The organism is Labrys sedimenti (assembly GCF_034424805.1).
GTDB classification, from domain to species: domain Bacteria; phylum Pseudomonadota; class Alphaproteobacteria; order Rhizobiales; family Labraceae; genus Labrys; species Labrys sedimenti.
Genome location: NZ_JAXOUF010000006.1, coordinates 102,282 through 123,991, shown reverse-complemented (window position 1 = coordinate 123,991; position 21,710 = coordinate 102,282). Strand labels below are relative to the sequence as shown.

Genomic DNA, 21,710 nt, shown 5'->3' with positions numbered 1-21,710 from the left:
GAGGCAGCAGGCCGAGGCCAAAGCGAACAGCAACGCGTAGAACATGACACGACCCTTCGTAACGAGGGCTGGATCATGCCCGGCAAACCTTTCCAGGACGTGTCTGAGCGATGGCCGGATCGTGTTAAAGTGTTTCCTGATGAGCCAAGTTTCGAAGACCTGCGCATCACTTTGAAAATATGGAAAAAAAGAGATTAACGGCGTCACGGTTTCGCCGCGATGGGACCATCCGTTTTCGAGACCAGGTCTCAAATCCGCATAGGCCGGAAAAGCCCTCGAAAAAACGCCTTCATAGTCTCCGGTCCAATGACCGTGCTCCTCCGAAGAGGCCTGCTCAACCGCTGACGATCAGGTCGTTCTGCAGCTTCAGCTGCCCCTTGAAGAGCATCACCGTCAACACGTCGTCGAGCCGCTCCTTCAGCACGGAACTAGTCGCCGCAAAGCCGAACAGGCGGGCAGCCGCCACGATCAGTGCATCGCGGGGCGCCCCGTAATTGGTGGCAATCACGGCAAGAAAGGCCGCTTCGATTTCTTCATTGGGCAGCATGTCGGGACGTCGCAGGCCGGCGCTTTCCACCGCGGAGCGATCACGCAGGACCACCGGCGCTTCCGGCAGCCTGTAGAAGGGCCCGCCAACGATCTTGCCGGTCACGCGGGCGACGTCGATGCCGTCCTGCACCGCCTCGCGTACCCTGTTACCGGCCCGTGCCAAGCCGAAGGAATCGCGGATGCGCGCCACGATCTCCTGTTCATGCACCGGCCCCTCGATTTCGACCACGCCGACGACATAGGCTGCCATGCGTGCCGTCGGCACCTCGTGGAGTTCCGCCGTGCCAGTCACGCTAAGGCGCGCCTCGACATAGGGGCGTGCCGGCGAAGACGCGGCAGGCTCCTCGGGCATGGCCAGCGGCTCGTCGATCGGCAGCGGCAGCGGAGACTGCTCATCTTCCGCCGCGTTTTCCGGCTCGGCCGACACGGCGAGCTCCTCGTCCCGTTTGCGCCAGACAGCCTTCGCCCGTTCGATCGCGGCCTCGACCTTGCCGAGTTCCTCCCGGGGACGCAGATACCAGTCCGTCGACCAGATGCGATGGACCACCCAGCCCTGCCCTTCCAGCACATGCTGGCGCAGCCGGTCGCGATCGCGGGCCGAGCGGGAGGCATGATATTGCGCCCCATCGCATTCAATGCCGAGCAGGAAGCGCTGCGGCCGATCGGGATCCACCACCGCGAGGTCGACGAAAAAACCGGCACTGCCGATCTGGTGTGCGATCTTGTGCCCGCGCGCGCGTAGCTGGTCGGCGACCTGCTCCTCGAACAGGGAATCGGGTGCCCTGCCGGTTTCGACGGGCGTGCCGAGCCGGCCGGTCTCGGCATAGTCGAGAAACAATTTGAGCGCCGCAACGCCGCGCGCATCGGCGCGCGCCAGATCGATGTCCTCGCCGCGAATGGAGGAGAACACCTCGCAGCGATATTTGGCGCGCGAGATCAGCACGTTGAGCCGCCTCTCGCCGCCGTCCAGATTGAGCGGGCCGAAGCTCATGGCAAGATAGCCCTCGGTGCTGCGGCCATAGCCCACCGAAATGAAGATGACGTCGCGCTCGTCGCCCTGGATGTTCTCCAGGTTCTTGACGAAGAAAGGTTCGTTGCCTTCCCGATTGAAGAAGACCTCGGTGGCAGGGCTCTCTCGCCGCTGCAGTTCGAGTTCCTTGAGGATGGCCTGGCGCTGCGCCACCGAGAAGGTGGCCACGCCGAGTGAGAGCGAGGCGCGATGGCGGGCATGCGCCATGATCGCCTGTGCCACGGCCCGGGCCTCCTCGGCATTGGTGCGGCTGTTACCGCGATCGTAGACCGCCTTGGGAAGATAGCGGAAGATCAGGCCCATCGTCTCGGCGCCGCCCGCCGCGCCGTTGGGAAGCCGGCCGCCGGCATGCGGGCTCGGCACCACCAACAGGCGATTGTCGTAGAATTCGCGATTGGACACGGTGATCAGTGACTGATGGCGGGAGCGATAGTGCCAGTTGAGCTGGCGGTAGGGCATGCCCTTGGCGAGGCAAAGATCGAGGACGCTTTCGGCATCGCTCGCCTTGAAGGTTTCCTCGTCGCCCTCCTCCTCCGGTACTTCGCCGGTCAGCTTGGCGAAGAAGCGTGTCGGCGGCAATTGCCGCTCGTCGCCCACCACGACGAATTGAGACGCGCGCGCCACCGCGCCGAGGGCATCGACCGGTTCGACCTGCGAGGCTTCGTCGATGACGAGCAGGTCGAAGCTGAGCGCCCCGGGCTTGAGAAACTGGCTGATGGAGAGCGGGCTCATCATCATCACCGGCTTCAACTGCTGGATGGCCGGGCCGGCCCTGTCGAGCAATTGCCGGATGGGCAGATGGTTGCGCTTCTTGGCGAACTCGCCATTGAGCACGCCGAGCGGCCCGATGCCACCGGCAGCGACCGGACGTTCACGCAGATGTTTAAGCGCCACGCTCTCGCGCGCCAGGGCGATGCGTCCCTTGTCCAGAGCTCGGAATTGCTCGACCGTGCGGTTCTGCAATTCGCCGTCGAAGCGCTTGAGATCGGGGTGCCGGGCGAAGAGATCCTCGCGCAAGGCCTCGTAATAGGCACGCTCGAAGGTCGCCACCAGGCTGTCCCCCGGGATGCGGCCACCGAACAAGCCGTCGACGAGAGCACCAAGCCCTGCCGCCCGCGCCACCCCGCAGCGATGGGTGAACGCTATCCAACGCGTGATGCTTTCGAGATTGGCCAGCCAGAGGCGCAGTTGCTGCGCCAGAACCGCGACCTCCAGATCCGCGCAATCGGCAATGCCGTGGCCTCCCTCCAGGTCGTAATCGAGGAAATCGCTGAGTGTCTTCAGATCCTCGAACAGGCGTGGCACGCTCTGTACGATCACCGCCCCCATGGCGCCGAGCTCGCGGCCGCCCGGCCGGGCAGCCAGCCGATCCAGGAAATCGGGAGCGAGCGCAGGATGACGGTGGTCGCGCCACCAGTCGGTAATCGCCTGCAGGCGCTCCCAGTCGGATTTCTCGCCGGCCCAGAGCGTACCGAAGGCGCGGGCGCCCATGTCCTTCTGGCTCTCGAAACGGCGGCGAAGCTCCTGTGCGGAGATCATGCCGTCGAGAAGCTGGAGCCGCCTGGCCAGGTCACCGGGCATCTCCGTGGCCAGCAATGCCTTGAACTGGGCCTTGGCACTGCGATAGCGGCCCGAAAAGAAGCGTAGGAAGGATGCACCATGCACGGCGAAAGCCTCTCGGATCGGCCGCAGATCCGCCGTCCAGGCCTCGGCGCGATAGACCTGCGCCATCGTGTCGGCGACCTTGCGATAGGCCTTGCCGAGAGCGACAAGCTCGCCCAGGGCGCCGGCATCCTCGCGCCACACGGGCTGGGCGAGCAGGCGCCGATCGGCATGGGCGGGCAGCGACACCGCCGCGCAGGTGGTGCGCCAGACCGCGTCGAGGTCTCGGATCGTCACCACTTCGAGGACAAAATCCTTGATGACGCCGGCTGCCGTCTCCCCCACCGCCTCCAGATCGGCCTCGACGCTGCGCATCAGGCCCGCCAGCCGTTCGAGCTCGGCGGGATCGATGGCATCGCGCCTGACCCCGCGCCAGATGTTGGCAGAGGGCTCCCCGACCGTACCGAGGCGTTCGGCGAGCTCGGCCATCAGCTCCTTGTTGGCGCGCGCCTGCTCGGCGCTCCATCGGCTGGCGCCGTCGATGGCAAAGCCGGGCAGGCCACCGGCCTCGCGCAAGGCGACGAGCCGGCCCAGCAACCGGTAAGGCGTAAGTCCGCTCGGCCTCATCGGCTCGTGCAGCATCGCCGCGTGCCGGTTGAGACCGGTCTGGGTCTCGGCGAGGCGCCCGGTGACACCGGGGTCCTGGACCGGCGTCTTCAGCGCAAGCTCACGCGTTCGCCGCAACTCCTCCAGGAGCAGGCGCTTATTGGCCTTGGTCGAGTGCAGTTCGAGCGTCATCGGCCCGAGCCCGACCTGGCGCAACCGCCGATGCACCACGTCCAGCGCCGCCATCTTCTCGGCTGCGAACAGCACCTTCCTGCCCTGCAGGGCCGCTCCGGCAATGATATTGGCGATGGTCTGGCTCTTGCCGGTGCCCGGTGGGCCCTTGATCACCAGATGGCGCCCGCGCAGCACTTCCTCGATGGCGACGGCCTGCGATGAATCGGCGTCCAGCACGTGGTTGAGTGCCGGCGGCGGTATTACGGGATCGATCGGCTGGCCATCGGGGACGATCGGCTCGAAGGCCTCGAAGCCTTCCCCCAGCAGCGCGGCCACCGGTCCATGTTCGTGGATGGCGCTACCTTCGGGCCAATTGGCCGGATCGAGGTCGCGATACATCAGGAATTTGGCGAAGGAAAAGAAGCCGAGCACCATCGCGTCCGGCAACACCTCCCAGCGTGCCTTGCCCGAGACGGTCCTGGCGATCTCGGCGACATAGGCTGGAATGTCGACCTCGTCCTCGTCGGGGAAGTCTTCGATCACCATGCCGAAATCGCCGCGCAGCTTGGCCTGGATCGACAGATTGGGCGAGGCCGGCTCGTCCCGTATGCGCAGGGTGAAGCGCTCGGCGGCGCTGGAACGGTCGAGACGCACCGGCAGGAGCACCAGCGGCGCATGGCGAGCGATGTCGGATTTGTCGTCCTCGTACCAGCGCAGCAGGCCGAAGGCGAGGTAGAGGATGTTGACGCCCTGCTCTTCCTCGATGGTGCGGGCATCGTACCAGATGTCGAACAGGCGCTTCTGCAGGGCTTCGGCGGCCAGGCGGGTCTGCAGCCGGTTGGGCGCCGGCGCTTCGCGGCTCGGCGCGGCCTCCGGCGGTGCCGGTGCTGAAGGGGCTGTGCCTTCGATGGCCAGTTCGCCTTGCACCGCCTCCTGCGGCTCTTGTCCGGGCAGGAAAGTCAGTGCCTTGCCAGCCGCCAGCAGATCATAGGTTTCGGCCGCCTTAGCCTCGATGATCTCAATGGTGCGCACGCCCTTAGTGCGCATCGGCAGGTTGATCAGCCGATTGCGCAGGCCAAGGTCGAGCAAAGCCTGCCGCTGTTCCAGCAGACGCTTGCGCACCGGATTGTCAGGCATCGATTCGAACCCCTCCATGCGAAGTCTATACTGGCGGGGGCCGAATTTTCCAGCGTGACACCGCTGGCCGGCACAAAATACCTCACCATATGGAAAACGGCGCGACACCGGGGTGCCGCGCCGATTCCGAGCCTGTTTGCCGGACGATCAGGACGGAATATTGTCGAGATCACGATCCTTGGTTTCCGGCACGAACAGCATGCCGATCACGAAGGTCAGCGCCGCAACCACGATCGGATACCACAGGCCGTAATAGAGATCGCCGCTGGCCGCCACCATGGCGAAGATCACGAAGGGCACCAGGCCGCCGAACCAGCCATTGCCGATATGATAGGGCAAGGACATGCCGGTATAGCGGATGCGGGTGGGATAGAGTTCCACCAGGGCGGCTGCCATCGGGCCATAGACCAGCGTGACGAGGACGATCAGCACGATCAGCATCACCACAAGCATGGGCTTATTGATCGCGGAGGGATCGGCCGGCGCCATCGCATAGGTGGTGGCGGTCTTGTCGGTGCCATCCGGGTTCTTGACGACGGCACCGCTGGCATCCTTCACAGGCGCCGCCTTTTCCGAAACCGGATATTGATGGTCCTTCAAGGCCTTGTAGAGCGCTGTCGTGAACTCGGCTTTCTTGGCCTTGGCAGCGGCGGCATCGAGGCCTGTCGCGACATAGGACGGGATTACGGTGTCGCCGATCTTCACCGAAGCCGGCGTCCCCGGTGCGGCCGCCTCATTGGTGTAGGACACCGAACTCGAAGCCAGGAAATTCTTGGCCACATCGCAGGACGAAGTGAACTTGGCGGTACCGATCGGATCGAACTGCACCGAGCAATCGGCCGGGTCGGCGACGACGCTGACGGCCGACTTGGCGAGTGCGGCCTCGAGCGCCGGGTTGGCGTAGTGGGTGATGGCCTTGAAGATCGGCTGGTAGAACACCGCCGCCAGGAGGAAACCCAGCAGCATGATCCATTTGCGGCCGATCTTGTCGGAGAGCCAGCCGAAGAACACGTAGAGCGGCAGGCTGATCGCCAGAGCGACGCCCAGCAGAAGCGAGGCAGTGGTGAGATCCACGCGCAGGGTCTTGGTCAAATAGAGCAAGGCGTAGAACTGCCCGGAATACCAGACGACAGCCTCGCCGGCGACCATGCCGAACAGAGCGATCAGGCCGATCTTGAGGTTGGACCACTTCAGGAAGGCCTCGCTCAGGGGCGCCTTGGAGGTCGCCCCCTCCTCCTTCATCTTGACGAAGGACGGACTTTCGGCGAGCTGCATGCGGATCCAGACTGAGACCAGCAAGAGGATGATCGAGATCCAGAAGGGAATGCGCCAACCCCAGTCGCTGAAGGCGGCATCGCTCATATATTGCCGGATCAGCAGGATGATGATCAGCGAGAGCAAGAGGCCACCGGTCGCCGTCGCTTGGATCCAGCCGGTATAAAGGCCGCGCTTGCCGGCCGGTGCATGCTCGGCCACATAGGTCGCGGCCCCGCCATATTCACCGCCGAGAGCCAGGCCCTGCACGATGCGCAGCCCGATCAGGATGGTAGGCGCGATGGCGCCGACGCCGAGATTTTGCTCACACCAGGCATAGCTGGGCAACAGGCCGACCAGGAAGGTCGAGGCGCCCATCAACGTGATGGTGACGAGGAAGGTGTATTTGCGTCCGACCAGATCGCCCACGCGGCCGAAGACGAGAGCCCCGAAAGGCCGGACGATGAAGCCTGCGGCCCAGGCCAGCAGCGTGGCAAGGAAACTTGCAGTCTCGCTGAGCGAAGAAAAGAAATGGGCGGCGATATAGGTCGCCAATGAACCATAAATGAAGAAATCGTACCATTCGAAGGCCGTGCCCAGAGAAGACGCGAAGATAACCTTCTTGTCTTCCCTGCTCATCGGCGCCGAAGGGTCGACACTTGCCGTACTGACTGACATCGATGCTCTCCCCGCCGGCCGGGCACAGCCCAGCGCACCCGTGCCGGATGTCGTGTTTCCTCATCGGCCGTTGACCGGTCCGTTGTCGGCTTTGATGCCGGTGGACGAGGCCTGAAGCGCGGAATCCTCAGACGATCGTCACGCTGTTCAATCAAGCTTCGGCACGCGCCGGCGACTCTGTCCGGAAAAACCACGGGCCTAAATTCGGACGGTTTCATAGATACTTGGCAGCGTCAAATTGTGATTCGAGTTATACTTAGCAACGTTAAGGCGTTCGGCTGTGCAGACCGGACATCATGTTCGCCACTTCCCTGCTACACCGATGCCGCCAACCGATTGCGTGTTACCGGCATGACTGTCGAAGTCGGTTGCGATGCCTTATGATCATCCACAACCTTTGGTTGAGATCTTTCCGGACGTCGAAAGGAAACCGCCATGCGGATGGCCTGGTTGACCTGCCTGTTCCTGGCAATCGGCCTTTCGACCGGAACGCCGGCCGGGGCGCAGATCAAGCTCGGCGTGGCTGGCCCGATGACGGGTCCGAACGCCGTCTTCGGCGAGCAGATGCGAAAGGGCGCCGAGGCGGCCGCCAAGGCCATCAATGCCAAGGGCGGTATCGCCGGCCAGCGGGTGGAAATCGTCATCGCCGACGACGTTTCAGACCCGAGGCAAGGCGTGGCGGCCGCCAACAAGCTTGCGTCTCAGGGCGTCAGGCTGGTGGTGGGTCACTTCAACTCGGGCGTCACCATTCCGGCCTCCGAGATCTATGCCGAGCGCGGCATGCTGATGATCTCGCCCTCCGCCACCAATCCGAAGGTCACCGAGCGCGGCCTGTGGAACGTCTTCCGCGTCACGGGCCGCGACGATCGCCAGGGCAGCGTCTGGGCCGACTATGCCGCCAGGAATTTCAAGGGCAAGAGGGTGGCCATCCTGCACGACAAGACCACCTATGGCCAGGGTCTGGCGAACAGCGCCCGCGATGCCTTCGCGCAGGCGGGGTTCAAGCCGGTGCTGGAGGCTGGTGTCGATGTCGGCGAGAAGGACTATTCCGCCATCGTCGACCGGCTGGGCAAGGCGCGAACCGACCTCCTGCTCTGGGGTGGCCTCTACACCGAGGCGGCTCTCATTCTCAGGCAGCTGCGCGAACGGGGCCTCAAGACGGTGCTGTTTTCCGGCGACGGCCTGATCGGCAGTGACTTTCCCGCCATTGGCGGCGATGCCGTGATCGGCACGCTGATGACCTTTCCTCCCCCACCCGGCCAAAACCCTGCGGCTGCCGACATCATCCGCGCCGCCCCCGACTTGGCGGAAGGATATGGTCTCTACACCTACGCCGCGGTCCAGGTTTTCCAGCAGGCTGCCGCACAGGCCCGAACGCTGGATCCAAGGCGCATGGCGGAAGCCATGCATGGCGGCCAGCCCTTCCGCACGGTGCTCGGCGACATCGCCTTCGACGCCAAGGGCGATCGCACCACGCCTGACCTGATCGTCTATCGCTGGCAGAAGGGCACCGACGGCACCATCACCTATCAGCCGGCAGAACCACAGGCACCGATTGTGGCGGTGTCCGACACCCCGCCGGACAATGCCGGCGGCGCGATCGAAACGGCCCAGGACACGTCGAAACCGGCTCCCGCGGTCGACACGGCTCCCGTTGCCACGACTATCCCTGTCGCCAAGACCGTCCCCGTCGCCAAGTCAGCCCCCGTCGTCGATACAACCGGCCCGGCGCCTCGTCGCGTCGCCTTGGTCATCGGCAATTCCGCCTATCGTTCGGTATCCCAGCTGCCGAACACGCTGCGCGATGCCGATCTCATCGGGCAGGCACTGCGCCAAACCGGGGTGGACGACGTCACGGTTGTGCATGACCTCGATCGCGCCGGCATGATCGCCGCACTGAAAGCCTTTGCGCGCAAGGCCGACCAATCGGACTGGGCCGTCATCTACTATGCCGGCCACGGCATCGAGGTGGACAACAAGAACTATCTGATCCCGCTGGACGCCGTGCTCGAATCCGACCGCGATGTTCCCGATGAAGCCGTTCCGCTGGAGCGGGTGATGAGCACGCTCGACGGGGCACGCAAGCTCAAGCTCGTGGTGCTCGATGCCTGCCGCAACAATCCGTTCATCGCGCAGATGAGGCGCAGCGTGGCGAGCCGTTCGATCGATCGCGGCCTATCGCGCGTGGAACCGGCCGGCGCCACGCTGGTGGTTTATTCCGCCAAGGAGGGCACCACGGCCGCCGATGGCGATCAGGCCAACAGCCCGTTCGCCCTTTCGCTCGCCAGGCGCCTGGTCGAGCCGGGCGTGGAGATCAACAAGATCTTCCGCTTCGTGCGCCAGGACGTGCTCGACATCACCGGCAACCGCCAGGAACCCTATGTCTACGGCTCGCTGCCGCCGGCGGATTTCTTCTTCGTCGCACCGCAATGAGGCCTCGAATGAGGCCTTGGCCAGGACAGCGAAGCTCATGTGGGCCCCCCACCGAGTTCGCCATTCCACGGAAGCGGATCATGGCTGCGCCTGTTCCGGCCGGCCGAGGCCTACCTCCTCAAGATAGCATTGCAGCACTGCCATCTCCGCGGAAGCAAGGATGGCGGCAACATAGCCATCGGGCCTTACAAGCACCCAATCACCCGGCCTGAGAGCATAGATGTCGCCGACATGGCCAGCATGGTCGACGATGTCGCCCCCTTCGCCGATGTGGTGGATATGCAGCCCGCAGCGTGGCGGCAAGGCGGCCCGGTTCGCCTCATACGCCAGCAGCGTCCAATGTGAGCCTCTGAACAGGTCGAACAGGCGCATGGACTGCCCCGCCGCGCCCCGGACCGGCGCGTCCGGAGCGCGATCTCCCGCAAGCACGCCGGCATCTCGTGTTGGCCGCCCGATCGCCAGCGAGGACTTGGGATAACCGATATCGAGCTGCTGGGTCTCGCGGCCACGCCGTATCTCGCCACGCTTGAGATCATCCAACAGTTTGGTGGCAAGCCCCAACATGGATGCTGCGACGGGCCGGCGCTCCTCTTCATAGGTGTCGAGCAGTTGATCACGGGCACCGCCCAGAACAGCAGCCAGTTTCCAGCCGAGATTATAGGCATCCTGCACACTGGTATTGAGCCCCTGCCCGCCTGTCGGCGGGTGGGTATGGGCCGCATCCCCAGCCAGGACGACGCGTCCGGCGCGATATCGATCGGCGAGCCGTGCGTTCATGGCAAAAGCCGAAGCCCAGGAGACGGATTTCACCAAGATATCGCTCCGGCCTGTGCGTTGCGCCACCAGGGCATTCAGGCCATCGGCAGAAAGATCGATCTCACCGTCAAGCGGAACCGGCCCCTGGATCTGAAAAAGATCGGTTCCAGCAAGCGGACACAGCGAGATCTGCCGCTGCATGTCCTTGTCCCCAAAACGATGCCAGACATCCCGGCTCAGACCGGTCAGGGACACGTCGGCAACGATGGCACGAGCGCCGAGCGTCCTGCCCGGGAAGCCCATCTCGAGCGCCTGGCGCACGAAACTGCGGCCACCGTCGGCACCGACAAGCCAGCGCACGCGAACATTCTCTTCGCCCGCCACGCCGACGATCCGCACTGCCACGCCAGCCTCGTCCTGTTCGAAGCCGACCAGTTCGGACCCGAATTCAGGGCGATGTCCCAGTTCTGCGAGACGATCGCGCAGAATGCTCTCGGTCAGAAACTGCGGCAGCATCAACGGGGTGCGATATGGTTCGGCCGGTATCGGCGCCTGCTGCTCCATGATCTCGGAATCGCTGTGACCGCCGTCATCATGATAGTGGCGTTGCCGCGGATAGGGACCTCCCGCCGCAGCGACGCGGTCGAGAACCCCCAGGTCCTCGAAGATCTCCAGCGTTCTCGGCTGGATGCCCTTGCCGCGCGACCCGTGGAACGGCTTGTCCCTTTTCTCGATCAGCCGGAAGGATACGCCCCGCCGCGCAAGGTCGATCGCCAGCGTCAACCCGGCCGCCCCCGCCCCGCAAATGAGAACATCGACTGCAGATTGCCCTGTCATGATCGTCTCCATATGTGTAATATGCACATAATAGGAGTCCGAACATGCCGTCAATCAATAATGTGCAAAATACACATATGAGCACCTTGCTGCGCGAGCTTCATGGGGCGCTGATCGATATCGTCAGCGTGATGAACCGCCCCCAACGCGATGAGGCGATGGTGCGGGCGGCCGGCATCTCTCTCGATCGCGCTCTTTTTCCGCTGCTGGTCATGGTGGAACGCCTCGGTCCCATCGGCGTGGTGGAATTGGCCGACCGCGTGGGGCGCGACTACACGACGGTCAGCCGGCAGGTGGCAAAACTCGAGAGCCTCGGCCTGGTGGATCGTCAGGGCAGTGCTGCCGATCGTCGTATTCGCGAGGCGACCATTACGGCCAAGGGCAAGGCCATGACCGATCTGGTCGATGCTGCCCGCGAGAAGATGGGCCGTAGAATCTTTGCCGAATGGGGTCAGGATGATGTTCAGGAACTCGTTCGGCTCATGCGTAAATTCGCGGACGGCATCAACGCCACCTCCCCTGAATAACCAGCGGGACACCTGCCGCGTGAAGCCCGAATTGGCTTGACCACCCACGCCAAGTCCGTGCTGGTTTCACTCGCGTCACATCCATTGCATCGAGGCTGGCTCGCGGCCCCAACATCGTGTGCTGCCCATCGAGGACCCGATCATGCGCTACATCGCCTTGCTGCGCGCCATCAATGTCGGAGGAAACTCCACGGTCAAGATGGCCGAACTGCGCGCCCTCGGCGAAAGCCTCGGCTTTACCGGGGTTGCAACCCTGCTCCAGAGCGGCAATCTGATCTTCGAGGCGAGCGAGGCCGCCACGCAAGCCTTGGAGGCGCGTTGGGAGCAGGCCGTTGCCGAGACCTTCGGGGTGCCGGCCGCCTTCATGATCCGCACCCTGCCCGAATGGCGGGCCTTGATCGATGCCAATCCCTTCATGGCCGAAGCCAAGGCCGATCCTGCCCATTTGCTGGCGCTTGCCTGCAAGCAGGACATCCCGAAAGCAGCGGTCGAGACCCTGAGGGCAGCGATTGCAGGTCCTGAGCGCATTGCCGCCGGCGAGCGCTGCCTCTACGCGCACTATCCGGACGGTATCGGCCGCTCCAAGCTCACAACCAAGCTGATCGAGCGCCATCTGGGCACGCTGGTGACCGGCCGAAACTGGAACACGGTGCTGAATATTCGGAGCATGTACGGAGCCACGCCCCAGAGAGCATCGTGATCTCGTGCCAGCAGACACTTTAGATGTCTTGGACCACTGATAGGTGGTATAAAACTCCACCGTAGATCTGATGCTCTAGTAAATCTTTTCGTCCCGGCTCGGAACCCGGCTTGATCGCGACGTGAGCTGCACATTCTCAAGAGCGATTTGAACTTTCGCCTGCACTCTCAATTGAGAATTTCGCCAACTCTTATCCAGATCATAAAAATACAAGATACTTTTCAGCAAATAGATTAAGAGGTATATTAGAATAAACCGACATATAACATAATAAAGGAGGGCACCATGGGAGAGACTGCCATACATCCGGCAGCAATAAAGCACCTGCCTTCTTTCATAACCGCGCCAGGACAGACAGATATACTGTTCAATTTTGTATTGATATTCCTGTTAATCGTGGTATTCGCCGTCGGCACCTTCTATCTGCGCCTGCACGCCTTGCCTGAGCAGATCGCCCATGAGACCCAGAAAGTCCAACTGCAAATCGTGGCGGTCCTCGGACTGATCTCGCTGTTCACCCACAATCATCTGTTCTGGATCGCGGCACTGCTGCTGGCCATGATCGAGATTCCCGACTTCCTGTCGCCGCTGGCGTCGATGGCGCGTTCACTCAAGACCATGGCGCGGCGGGGAGCGTCGCATACCGCCCCATCCGCCCTCCCATCATCGACCACGGACAGTGCCAATCCGGAGCAGAGCCGCTCGCCGACAGCGAGCAGCAATGGCGGGGGGCCTGACCATGCTTGAATTTCTGCTTTGCTCACTGGTGACGATCCTGCCGGACTATCTCTATCGCCGTTATGGACAAGGCAAGAGGATCGGGCGCGAGATCACGCTCTATTCGATGTGGTTCGAGTTGCGCCGGGGAATCACGGCTTGCCTGATCCTGACCGTCTCCTTGATCACCATGATCTTCTATTTCCACCCCTCGACCACCAATGCCTCGACCGCCTTCCGCACGGTGACAATCTTGCCGGAAACAGGCGGGCGTGTTGCCGAGGTCTATGTAAGCCGCTTCCAGAAGGTCAAAGCGGGCGACCCCCTCTTTCGCCTCGACAGCACGGCCCAGGAGGCCGCGCTGGCGGTAGCGGACAAGCGTGTGGCCGAGATCGATGCCCAGATGACGGTTTCGACCACCGAACTCGCTGCCGCCGACGGTCAGATCCAGACAGCTGAAGCCACGTTGCAGCAGGCTCAGGACGATCTAGGCCGCCAACTCGAGCTGCAGCAACGCAATGCCAGCACGGTGGCACAGCGTGAGATCGATCGACTGCGTCAGCTTGTGGAGGGGAACCGCGGCGCCGTGGCCGCAGCTGTCGCCAACAAGCAGAGCCTGCAGACCAAGATTTCGACGCTGCTGCCCGCCCAAAAGGAAAGCGCTCAAGCTGCGGCCAAGCAGGCTCGGGTCGAACTGGACAAGACCGTGGTACGTGCCGGGGTTGCCGGTACGGTTCAGCAATTCACGCTCCGGGTTGGCGAGGTGGTGAATCCGCTGCTGCGCCCCGCCGGCGTGATGGTGCCCGAAAATGCCGGGCGTACGACCCTGATCGCCGGCTTTGGCCAGATCGAAGCCCAGGTCATCAAGCCAGGCATGATCGCCGAGGCGACCTGCATCGGCAAACCCTTCACCATCATCCCGATGGTCATCACCGATGTGCAGGATGTCATCGCCTCAGGGCAGGTGCGAGCCTCAGACCAGTTGGTCGATGCTCAGCAACTTGCGCGTCAGGGTACGATCACGGCCGTGCTGGAGCCACTTTATCCGGGACAACTCAATGGGGTGCCACCTGGCAGCAACTGCATCGCCAACGCCTACAGCAACAACCATGACGAGATCGAGGCGCCGGAGACTGGCACCGGCCGCAAGATCTTCCTGCATGCGGTCGATGCGACGGGCCTGGTCCATGCCATGATTTTGCGGATCCAGGCCGTCCTGCTACCGGTGCAGACACTGGTGCTGGGTGGGCATTGAGGAGCGCGCAGGAGCCCCCCAAAGCCGAACGGCTCCCCCTCGCAACATCGCGAAACCCTGCACGCATCGAAGGAGCCTTGAGCGCGGGCCGGTCGTCAAATCGTTGCGGCAGGCCCGGGCCGGTCATGCCGCTGCAATGGACGCCTGCCCCTTCGGCGCCTACCTTGACGAAATCCGCCCCGGGCAATCTCAGGGCGCTTCACTTCAGAGCAGGGTTCGGAACCATGTCGGCGGACGTCTATGAGTGGCTGAGTGATGCCGCATTGCGGATCACCAGCGTGCGCTTTTCGCTGATTGCCCCCCAGGCGCTGGCGCCGGCCTTCCTATTGATGGCAGTCGCCTCCTTCCTGACGCTTCTGATGAGCCGGCTTTGGCGCGTCAGCGATCGCCTGCGTGAACTCGAGGAAAAGACCCTGGCACATCTCGACGGGGAGGATCGCGCGCTCCTGGCCACGTGGCTGACCCGGCGAGGACGCCTGCTCTATCATGGCATTCGTTCGATCGTTGCCGCCGGCATCTGCGTGGCAACGGTTATCCTGATCGTGTTCTTCAACGCCCTGATCGGCATGCAGCGCGAGTGGGGAGCCTCTCTCCTGTTCATGATGGCGATCATGCTGTTTGCCCACGCGCTGATCTGCCTCTTCCGCGAACTCAACGTCGCCATCAAGGATTTCGACAGGCGATACGGGCACTCCGGAACTTTCAGCGCATCAAGCCGAGAATCCAAAATGTGAGTCGGGGTGGAGTTGCCGACCCATGGTCCCGCCCTATGCAAGCCACCAACCATCCGGCCGGTGTGCCGGATGGCGATTATACCAACCCACGGAATACGTGGCTCGTCATCCCCGGCCGAGCATAGCGGAAGGGGATCCAGGGGCTAGCGAGCACAGACTTTACAGCATCGAACCTGATTTCTGAATCAGGCTCGATGCTGTAATTCCTTGTTGCCGCATCTTTTTTACCGAAAACCGGTACCCACTTTTCGGCGCGATGCTCTAGCCCTGGATTCCCTTCCCGCCGCCTTCGGCGGCGCCGGGAATGACAGCGTTCTACCTACACACTCCGGTCAAGATTTATGAGGGTCGATATTACGCCGACATTGCCGCTTTCATGCGGATTCGCGAGAATAGCTTCCTACCAGCCGAGTTCGCGCAGATAGGCGGCGCGGGCACCGACACCCGTGTGGGTGAAGTCCGTGAAGACCCCGTCGATGCCCAGGCGGAAGAACTTCAGATATTCCAGGCTCGGATCGCCATGATAGTCGGCGGCCAGGTATTTCTTCTCGTTCCGGAAAGTGAAGACATGCACGAACAGGCCGGCCTTGTGCGCATCGGTGACGAGGCTGGTCGGATCCTGGGTCGAGGCCTCAGGCGTCGAGCCCTTATAGGGCGTGCCGTCGGCATTGCTGTCCTTCCAGGGCGAGATCCTGAGCGAGACGATCTGGGGCTTCCAGGGTCCGATGCCGTCGGCATAGGTCTTGATCTCCGCCAGTCCCTCCGGGCTCAGCATGGCGTCAAACCAGCGTGCATCGCCCGAGACCGTCCAGTCGAAGGGGCGCGAATTGGTGATGTCGTCATAGAGCACCTTGCCGGTCTCCAGGTCGACGCCATCCGCGTCGATGAGCTGGACCTGCCGGGTCTCCAGACCATGTTCGCGCATATATTTCAGGCTGGTCGGCTCGAAGCTCTGCACCAGGATGGGGGCTTCCTTGGTATTGAGGCCATTCTCCTTGATGATCTTGATCAGGGCGTCCTCGAGCGGGCGGCTGCCCGGCGCACCGCAGCCATTGGCGATGGCCTGCGCATTGTTCCAGGTCGGGTTCTTGGTTTCCGGGTAGACAGCGATCGGGCGGCCGGTCTCCTTGCTCTTGGCCTTGGCGATGTCGATGACCTCCTGGAAGCTGAGCACCGGGAACTTGCCGTTGAACACCTTCGGCCGCTCATTGGCCGCGTCATAGGTGGTGCCGGCGATCCAGTTCTTCAGCTCGGCCATGGTGAAATCGGTGATCGACCAGTCATTGGTATGGTCTTCGCCATCGACGACCAGGGACTTCAGCACCGATTTGGGATTGGCCGGATCGGTCAGGTCGGTGAGATATTCGGCGGGCCCGCTGGTCGGCGTCTGGGCCCATTTCACCTTGACCATGACGCCCGGCACCGTGCGCTTGCGCGCTGCGACGTCGGCATTGGTCTTGGCCACCTCGGCGACGTTGGTGTTGTCGCTCAGCCAGGGGTTGTGGCGTGCCACCAGCACGCAATCCTTGGTCAGGTGCAGATCCTCTTCGAGCGCGTCCGTGCCGAGGGCAGCGGCAAGGTCATAGGAGGCCTCGGTCTCCTCGGGTACCAAGCCCGGCACGCCGCGATGCCCGATCACCAGCGGCGGCTTGCCGTCGAGGGTGAGGAAGGGCTTGGCCCCGGCCGGTGCTGTATCGGATTGAGCAGAAACCGCCGACGGGGCGGCAAGCCCCAGGACGGCAGTACCAAGCAAAGCCACACCGACGCGTACATTCCATCGCGCGCAACCATATCTCATGACCGGATCTCCAACCCTTCGCTCGCATGATCTGTGAATGCCCACCCCCCGGCCTTCTTGTTCCAGTTTTCTGACAACGGCATGACCTGCGAAACGGATCGGCGCGCCGGGCACAGTCTTCCCTTCTCGAGGCATGCGTTTTTGAGCCGAGGATGAGAACCAGAGAAGAGCTCAGCCGGATCGGCACCCAAGCGATCAAAAAAGTATCACCACAACCCGTGAAACGTGGTGGCACGTAGTTTCCTCAACGGGTTAGCTTCCTGGCACTGGAGAGCCGGTGGCTCAACAGCAAGAGCGGCAAGGTCATACCCGGCCGCATTTGGGGGAGACGGTCATGCCCAGGCATCCGATAGCGGTCCTGGAGAGGCGCTGCGAGCATCGTCGCCGATCCATGTCATCCCGGCTCGAAAGGGCATCGCGCCTGGCAGATAACGCGCCGGCGCTCCCTGACACTCCGCTTGTTCCATTCGACTACGCCGCCGCTGCAAACGGAGCCTGACACGCTGATCAAAAAATAGCAGCGCCTTGGCACCTTGCGGCCAGCCAATGCGTTGTACCGCCAAGCTCCATCCCGGAACGCGGCGGGTGCAAGACCAATCCCGGCCGCGCAACGTCACGTCGATCATTCGTACAATCATAATATCCAAGGGAGAAAGCCCGAATGAAACTCACCGCCTTGAAATCCACCGGCGCGGCCGTCCTGGCCTTGTCCCTGCTGGGCAGCGCCTCGGTTTTGGCCCAGGATGCGGCCGTCAAGGACGCCACCATCGCATTCCTGATGCCCGACCAGGGCTCCACCCGCTATGAAGAACACGATCATCCCGGCTTTGTCGCCCAGATGAAGAAGCTGTGCGAGAGCTGCAAGGTGCTCTACCAGAACGCCGATGCCAGCATCTCCAAGCAGCAGCAGCAATTCAACTCGGTGATCACCCAGGGCGCCAAGGTCATCGTGCTCGATCCGGTCGACTCGGCCGCCGCGGCTTCCATGGTCAAGCAGGCGCAGAGCCAGGGCATCAAGGTCATCGCTTATGACCGCCCCATTCCCGACGCCAAGGCCGATTTCTACGTCTCCTTCGACAATAAGGCGATCGGCAAGGCCATTGCCGAGTCTCTGGTCGAGCATCTGAAGGAGCTGAAGGCGCCGACCGAGGACACCGGCGTGCTGCAGATCAACGGCTCGCCGACCGACGCGGCCGCCCGCCTGATCCGCGACGGCATCCATGAGGGCCTCAAGGATAGCGGCTACAAGACCCTGGCCGAATTCGACACGCCCAACTGGCTGCCCTCCAACGCCCAGCAATGGGCCAGCGGCCAGATCTCGCGCTTCAGCAAGAAGATCGTCGGCGTGGTCGCCGCCAATGACGGCACCGGCGGCGGCGCCATCGCGGCCTTCAAGGCCGCCGGCGTCGACCCCGTGCCGCCCGTCACCGGCAATGACGCCACCCTCGCCGCCCTGCAGTTGATCATCGCCGGCGACCAGTACAACACCATCTCCAAGCCGAGCGAGATCGTCGCTGCCGCCGCCGCCGACGTCGCCGTCGAACTCCTCGCCGGCAAGACGCCCAAGGCCGAGGCCACTCTGTTCGACACCCCCTCCAAGCTGTTCGTGCCGGCCATCGTGACGTCCAAGAACCTGAAGGCGGAGATCATCGACAAGAAGATCGCCACCGCCGACCAGCTCTGCGGCGGCCGCTATGCCGAAGGCTGCAAGAAGCTCGGCATCACCCAGTAAGCAGATTGGGGATCCCCAGGCCGCCTTCAAGCGCGGCCTGGGGATCATAGCTGCCACGGCCTGTTATCAGCTGTAGACTTCATGCGAGATCGCGCGGCGCCACATTATGCCGCCGGCCTCACGCCTGAGGCATTGCCGCACCATTCCTGCAGCCAGGCATTCCCGATCCATCCATGAAAGGACTCCGGCATGACTGACCTTTCTCCCGGTTCCGCATCGGCCAGTGCGCCCATGGGCGAGCTCATCCTGAGCCTGCGCAACGTCTCCAAGCATTTCGGCGCCGTATCCGCCCTGACCGATATCGAGCTCGACGTTCATGCCGGCGAGGTCGTAGCGCTGGTCGGCGACAACGGCGCCGGCAAGTCGACCCTGGTCAAGGTCCTGGCCGGCGTCCACCAGCCCAGTTCCGGCACCATCACCTTCCACGGCAAGCCGGTGACGCTTTCGACGCCGAGCGACGCCCTCAATCTCGGCATCGCCACCGTCTTCCAGGATCTCGCTTTGTGCGAGAACCTCGACTCGGTCGCCAATATTTTCCTCGGCCGCGAACTCGAGCCCTACCGGCTCGATGAGGTCTCGATGGAGATCAAGGCCTGGAAGCTGCTGAACGAATTGTCGGCCCGCATTCCCAGTGTACGCGAACCGATCGCCTCCCTGTCGGGTGGCCAGCGCCAGACCGTCGCCATTGCTCGTTCGCTACTGCTCGAGCCCAAGATCATCCTGCTTGACGAACCGACGGCCGCCCTTGGCGTCGCCCAGACCGCCGAGGTGCTCGACCTCATCGAGCGCGTGCGCGATCGCGGCCTCGGCGTGGTGATGATCAGCCACAACATGGACGACGTCCGCGCCGTGGCCGATCGCATCGTGGTGCTCCGGCTCGGGCGCAACAACGGAGTGTTCACGCCGGAGGATTCCCACCAGGATCTCATCAGCGCCATCACCGGCACCGCCGAGAATTCAGTATCCCGCCGCGCCACGCGGCTTCAGGGACAGAGCGCAACCGAGGGCACGCAGAGCCAGAGCCAGGAGAGCCGGCCATGAGCAGCAACATCGACCAAAGTCGCTCTGAAACGAGCACTGTCAAAACGCCGCTCGACCGCGCCGATGTCCGCGTGAAGCATGACGACAGCATCGGCGGCGCCATCAGCGCCTTCCTCGAACGCGTGCGTTCGGGCGACCTCGGCTTCCTGCCGGTGATCGTCGGCCTGATCCTGATCTGCATCGTGTTCCAGAGCCTGAGCCCGGTCTTTCTCTCGGCCAACAATCTGGTCAACCTGCTGTTCGACTGCTCGACGGTCGGCGTGATCGCCCTCGGCATCGTCTGCATCCTGATGCTGGGCGAGATCGACCTGTCCGTCGGCTCGGTGAGCGGCCTGTCCTCCGCGTTGCTCGGCGTGCTCTGGGTCAATCTGAATTGGCCGGTGGTGCTGGCCATTCCCGCCGCGATCCTGGCCGGCATGGCCATCGGTGCCGTCTATGCCTTCCTGTTCAACCGTTTCGGCATGCCGAGCTTCGTGGCCACTTTGGCGGGCCTGCTCGCCGTGCTCGGCCTGCAGCTCTATCTGCTCGGCTCGACCGGCTCCATCAACCTGCCCTATGGCTCCGGAGTTGTGGATTTCGGCCAGACCATGGTGATGCCCCACATCATCTCCTACGCCCTCGCCGGCATTGCCGGAGCGGTGATCTTCTATTCCGACTTCCGCACTTCGGCGCGCCGCCGCGAGGCAGGGCTCTCCGCCCGCCCCTTCAGCTTCACCTTGATCCGCGCGGTTGCGATCACCATCGCGCTCGAGCTCATCGTGTTCTATCTCAACCAGGATCGCGGCGTGCCCTGGATGTTCACGCTGTTCGTCGCTTTGGTCGTGACGATGGACTATGCGCTGACCCGCACCAAATGGGGCCGCTCGATGAACGCCGTCGGCGGCAATCGCGAGGCAGCCCGGCGCGCCGGCATCAATGTACGTTTCATCTATTCCTCGGCCTTCGTGATCTGCGCCGGGTTGGCAGCCACTGGTGGCATTCTCGCCGCCGCCCGCCTCGCCTCCGCCAGCCAGCAGGCCGGCACCGGCGAGGTCAATCTCAATGCCATCGCCTCGGCAGTCATCGGCGGCACCAGCCTGTTCGGCGGTCGCGGCAGTGCCTATTCCGCCCTGCTCGGCATCATCGTGATCCAGGCGATTTCGAGCGGGCTGACACTGCTCGATCTGTCATCCTCGCTGCGTTACATGATCACCGGCGGCGTGCTCGCCATCGCCGTGATCGTCGACTCCCTGGCCCGCAGGTCCCGCGTCTCCCACGGCCGCGCCTGACCTAGTTCCGAGCCGGCAAGCCGTTACCGATCAAGAGCTTGCCGGCTCCTTTTCGCAAGATACTCAAAATTCTAGCGGGAGGCATGCGCTGTCCCGGAACTGATCGAGGAGACGCCATTCATGGAACAGAATTTCTCGGGTAAGGTCGCGGCCATCACCGGCGCGGCTTCGGGCATCGGCCTCGAATGCGCCAAGGCCCTGCTGTCGGCCGGCGCCCGTGTCGTCTTCGTCGACCGCGCCGAGGACGCCCTCAAGACGATCTGCGCGGAACTCGGCCCCAATGCCATTCCCGTGGTAACCAACCTGCTCGATCCGGCCAGCGTGTCACGCATGATGCCTCAGATTCTCGACAAGGCCGGCCAACTCGACATCTTCCATGCCAATGCCGGTTCCTATATCGGCGGCGAGGTGGTGGAGGGTGACCCCGACGCCTGGGACCGCATGCTCAACCTCAACATCAACGCCGCCTTCCGCACGGTGCGCGAAGTGCTGCCGCATATGGTGGAACGCAAGACCGGCGACATCATCGTCACCTCCTCGGTGGCGGGCATGATCCCGGTAGTGTGGGAGCCGATCTACACCGCTTCCAAGCACGCGGTGCAGGCCTTCGTGCATACCGTGCGGCGGCAGGTTGCCAAGCATGGTATCCGCGTGGGCGCGGTGCAGCCCGGCCCTGTCGTCACCGCCCTGATCAGCGACTGGCCCAAGGCCAAGCTCGACGCGGCCCTGGCGGCCGGTGACCTCATGCAGCCGACGGAAGTGGCCGCGGCGGTGATGTTCATGCTCAGCCGTCCCCGCAACGTCACCATCCGCGACCTGGTGATCCTGCCCCAAGCCAATGATCTGTGAAAGATCGTTCAAGAATAAGCACCACTTCTTGAA

Annotated in this window: 14 protein-coding genes; 10 read left to right on the top strand and 4 right to left on the bottom strand. The window is 63.3% G+C overall.

Annotated features, from left to right (window positions below):
* Positions 1 to 334: 334 nt before the first annotated feature.
* Together proA and U1R88_RS19265 are read right to left on the bottom strand one after the other, a co-directional pair.
* Positions 335 to 5,098 carry an anti-phage protein ProA gene (gene proA / locus U1R88_RS19270; protein WP_322432707.1) on the bottom strand — a complete coding sequence of 1,588 codons (4,764 nt, stop codon included), beginning with the start codon at positions 5,096 to 5,098 and terminating at the stop codon, positions 335 to 337.
* Between the two features lie 147 nt (positions 5,099 to 5,245).
* The gene (locus tag U1R88_RS19265) at positions 5,246 to 7,030 is read right to left on the bottom strand and encodes an MFS transporter (RefSeq protein WP_322432706.1); all 1,785 of its coding nucleotides are present in this window, start codon (positions 7,028 to 7,030) and stop codon (positions 5,246 to 5,248) included.
* A 435-nt stretch (positions 7,031 to 7,465) separates the two neighbouring features.
* Between U1R88_RS19265 and U1R88_RS19260 the strand changes: the two genes are divergently transcribed.
* The gene (locus tag U1R88_RS19260; protein WP_322432705.1) at positions 7,466 to 9,463 is read left to right on the top strand and encodes an ABC transporter substrate-binding protein; all 1,998 of its coding nucleotides are present in this window, start codon (positions 7,466 to 7,468) and stop codon (positions 9,461 to 9,463) included.
* Positions 9,464 to 9,541: 78 nt separating this feature from the next.
* On the opposite strand, the gene U1R88_RS19255 is transcribed toward U1R88_RS19260, so the two are convergent.
* Positions 9,542 to 11,056: an FAD-dependent oxidoreductase gene (locus U1R88_RS19255; protein ID WP_322432704.1), complete on the bottom strand. Its 1,515-nt coding sequence runs from the start codon at positions 11,054 to 11,056 to the stop codon at positions 9,542 to 9,544.
* 44 nt (positions 11,057 to 11,100) lie between these two features.
* Between U1R88_RS19255 and U1R88_RS19250 the strand changes: the two genes are divergently transcribed.
* The 5 genes from U1R88_RS19250 (at position 11,101) to U1R88_RS19230 (ending at position 14,989) form a co-directional block, all read left to right on the top strand.
* Positions 11,101 to 11,583 carry a MarR family winged helix-turn-helix transcriptional regulator gene (locus U1R88_RS19250; RefSeq protein WP_068281973.1) on the top strand — a complete coding sequence of 161 codons (483 nt, stop codon included), beginning with the start codon at positions 11,101 to 11,103 and terminating at the stop codon, positions 11,581 to 11,583.
* Positions 11,584 to 11,725: 142 nt separating this feature from the next.
* Positions 11,726 to 12,283: a DUF1697 domain-containing protein gene (locus U1R88_RS19245; protein ID WP_322432703.1), complete on the top strand. Its 558-nt coding sequence runs from the start codon at positions 11,726 to 11,728 to the stop codon at positions 12,281 to 12,283.
* A 285-nt stretch (positions 12,284 to 12,568) separates the two neighbouring features.
* The gene (locus U1R88_RS19240; protein ID WP_322432702.1) at positions 12,569 to 13,030 is read left to right on the top strand and encodes a hypothetical protein; all 462 of its coding nucleotides are present in this window, start codon (positions 12,569 to 12,571) and stop codon (positions 13,028 to 13,030) included.
* Entirely contained in the window at positions 13,023 to 14,255 is a 1,233-nt protein-coding gene (locus U1R88_RS19235) for an HlyD family secretion protein (protein ID WP_322432701.1), read from the top strand. The genes U1R88_RS19240 and U1R88_RS19235 overlap by 8 nt, the downstream gene beginning before the upstream one ends.
* Positions 14,256 to 14,479: 224 nt before the next feature.
* A complete protein-coding gene (locus U1R88_RS19230; protein WP_322432700.1) occupies positions 14,480 to 14,989 on the top strand; it encodes a DUF2721 domain-containing protein in 510 nt (169 codons plus the stop codon).
* Positions 14,990 to 15,389: 400 nt separating this feature from the next.
* Here U1R88_RS19230 and U1R88_RS19225 read toward each other — a convergent pair whose 3' ends face one another.
* Entirely contained in the window at positions 15,390 to 16,787 is a 1,398-nt protein-coding gene (locus U1R88_RS19225; protein ID WP_322432699.1) for a glycerophosphodiester phosphodiesterase family protein, read from the bottom strand.
* A gap of 661 nt (positions 16,788 to 17,448) precedes the next feature.
* Between U1R88_RS19225 and U1R88_RS19220 the strand changes: the two genes are divergently transcribed.
* The 4 genes from U1R88_RS19220 (at position 17,449) to U1R88_RS19205 (ending at position 21,677) form a co-directional block, all read left to right on the top strand.
* A complete protein-coding gene (locus U1R88_RS19220; protein WP_322432698.1) occupies positions 17,449 to 18,519 on the top strand; it encodes an ABC transporter substrate-binding protein in 1,071 nt (356 codons plus the stop codon).
* A gap of 189 nt (positions 18,520 to 18,708) precedes the next feature.
* The gene (locus U1R88_RS19215) at positions 18,709 to 19,560 is read left to right on the top strand and encodes an ATP-binding cassette domain-containing protein (RefSeq protein ID WP_322432697.1); all 852 of its coding nucleotides are present in this window, start codon (positions 18,709 to 18,711) and stop codon (positions 19,558 to 19,560) included.
* Entirely contained in the window at positions 19,557 to 20,828 is a 1,272-nt protein-coding gene (locus U1R88_RS19210) for a sugar ABC transporter permease (RefSeq protein WP_322432696.1), read from the top strand. The genes U1R88_RS19215 and U1R88_RS19210 overlap by 4 nt, the downstream gene beginning before the upstream one ends.
* Positions 20,829 to 20,948: 120 nt before the next feature.
* A complete protein-coding gene (locus tag U1R88_RS19205; RefSeq protein ID WP_322432695.1) occupies positions 20,949 to 21,677 on the top strand; it encodes an SDR family oxidoreductase in 729 nt (242 codons plus the stop codon).
* Positions 21,678 to 21,710: the final 33 nt, after the last annotated feature.

What these genes read in the sequence shown, in the direction of transcription:
- U1R88_RS19225 (WP_322432699.1), bottom strand. Translation starts at nt 16,787, where the DNA reads ATGAGATATGGTTGCGCGCGATGGAATGTACGCGTCGGTGTGGCTTTG.
- U1R88_RS19250 (WP_068281973.1), top strand. Translation starts at nt 11,101, where the DNA reads ATGCCGTCAATCAATAATGTGCAAAATACACATATGAGCACCTTGCTG.
- proA (WP_322432707.1), bottom strand. Translation starts at nt 5,098, where the DNA reads ATGCCTGACAATCCGGTGCGCAAGCGTCTGCTGGAACAGCGGCAGGCT.
- U1R88_RS19255 (WP_322432704.1), bottom strand. Translation starts at nt 11,056, where the DNA reads ATGACAGGGCAATCTGCAGTCGATGTTCTCATTTGCGGGGCGGGGGCG.
- U1R88_RS19265 (WP_322432706.1), bottom strand. Translation starts at nt 7,030, where the DNA reads ATGTCAGTCAGTACGGCAAGTGTCGACCCTTCGGCGCCGATGAGCAGG.
- U1R88_RS19240 (WP_322432702.1), top strand. Translation starts at nt 12,569, where the DNA reads ATGGGAGAGACTGCCATACATCCGGCAGCAATAAAGCACCTGCCTTCT.
- U1R88_RS19205 (WP_322432695.1), top strand. Translation starts at nt 20,949, where the DNA reads ATGGAACAGAATTTCTCGGGTAAGGTCGCGGCCATCACCGGCGCGGCT.
- U1R88_RS19230 (WP_322432700.1), top strand. Translation starts at nt 14,480, where the DNA reads ATGTCGGCGGACGTCTATGAGTGGCTGAGTGATGCCGCATTGCGGATC.
- U1R88_RS19210 (WP_322432696.1), top strand. Translation starts at nt 19,557, where the DNA reads ATGAGCAGCAACATCGACCAAAGTCGCTCTGAAACGAGCACTGTCAAA.
- U1R88_RS19220 (WP_322432698.1), top strand. Translation starts at nt 17,449, where the DNA reads ATGAAACTCACCGCCTTGAAATCCACCGGCGCGGCCGTCCTGGCCTTG.
- U1R88_RS19260 (WP_322432705.1), top strand. Translation starts at nt 7,466, where the DNA reads ATGCGGATGGCCTGGTTGACCTGCCTGTTCCTGGCAATCGGCCTTTCG.
- U1R88_RS19245 (WP_322432703.1), top strand. Translation starts at nt 11,726, where the DNA reads ATGCGCTACATCGCCTTGCTGCGCGCCATCAATGTCGGAGGAAACTCC.
- U1R88_RS19235 (WP_322432701.1), top strand. Translation starts at nt 13,023, where the DNA reads ATGCTTGAATTTCTGCTTTGCTCACTGGTGACGATCCTGCCGGACTAT.
- U1R88_RS19215 (WP_322432697.1), top strand. Translation starts at nt 18,709, where the DNA reads ATGACTGACCTTTCTCCCGGTTCCGCATCGGCCAGTGCGCCCATGGGC.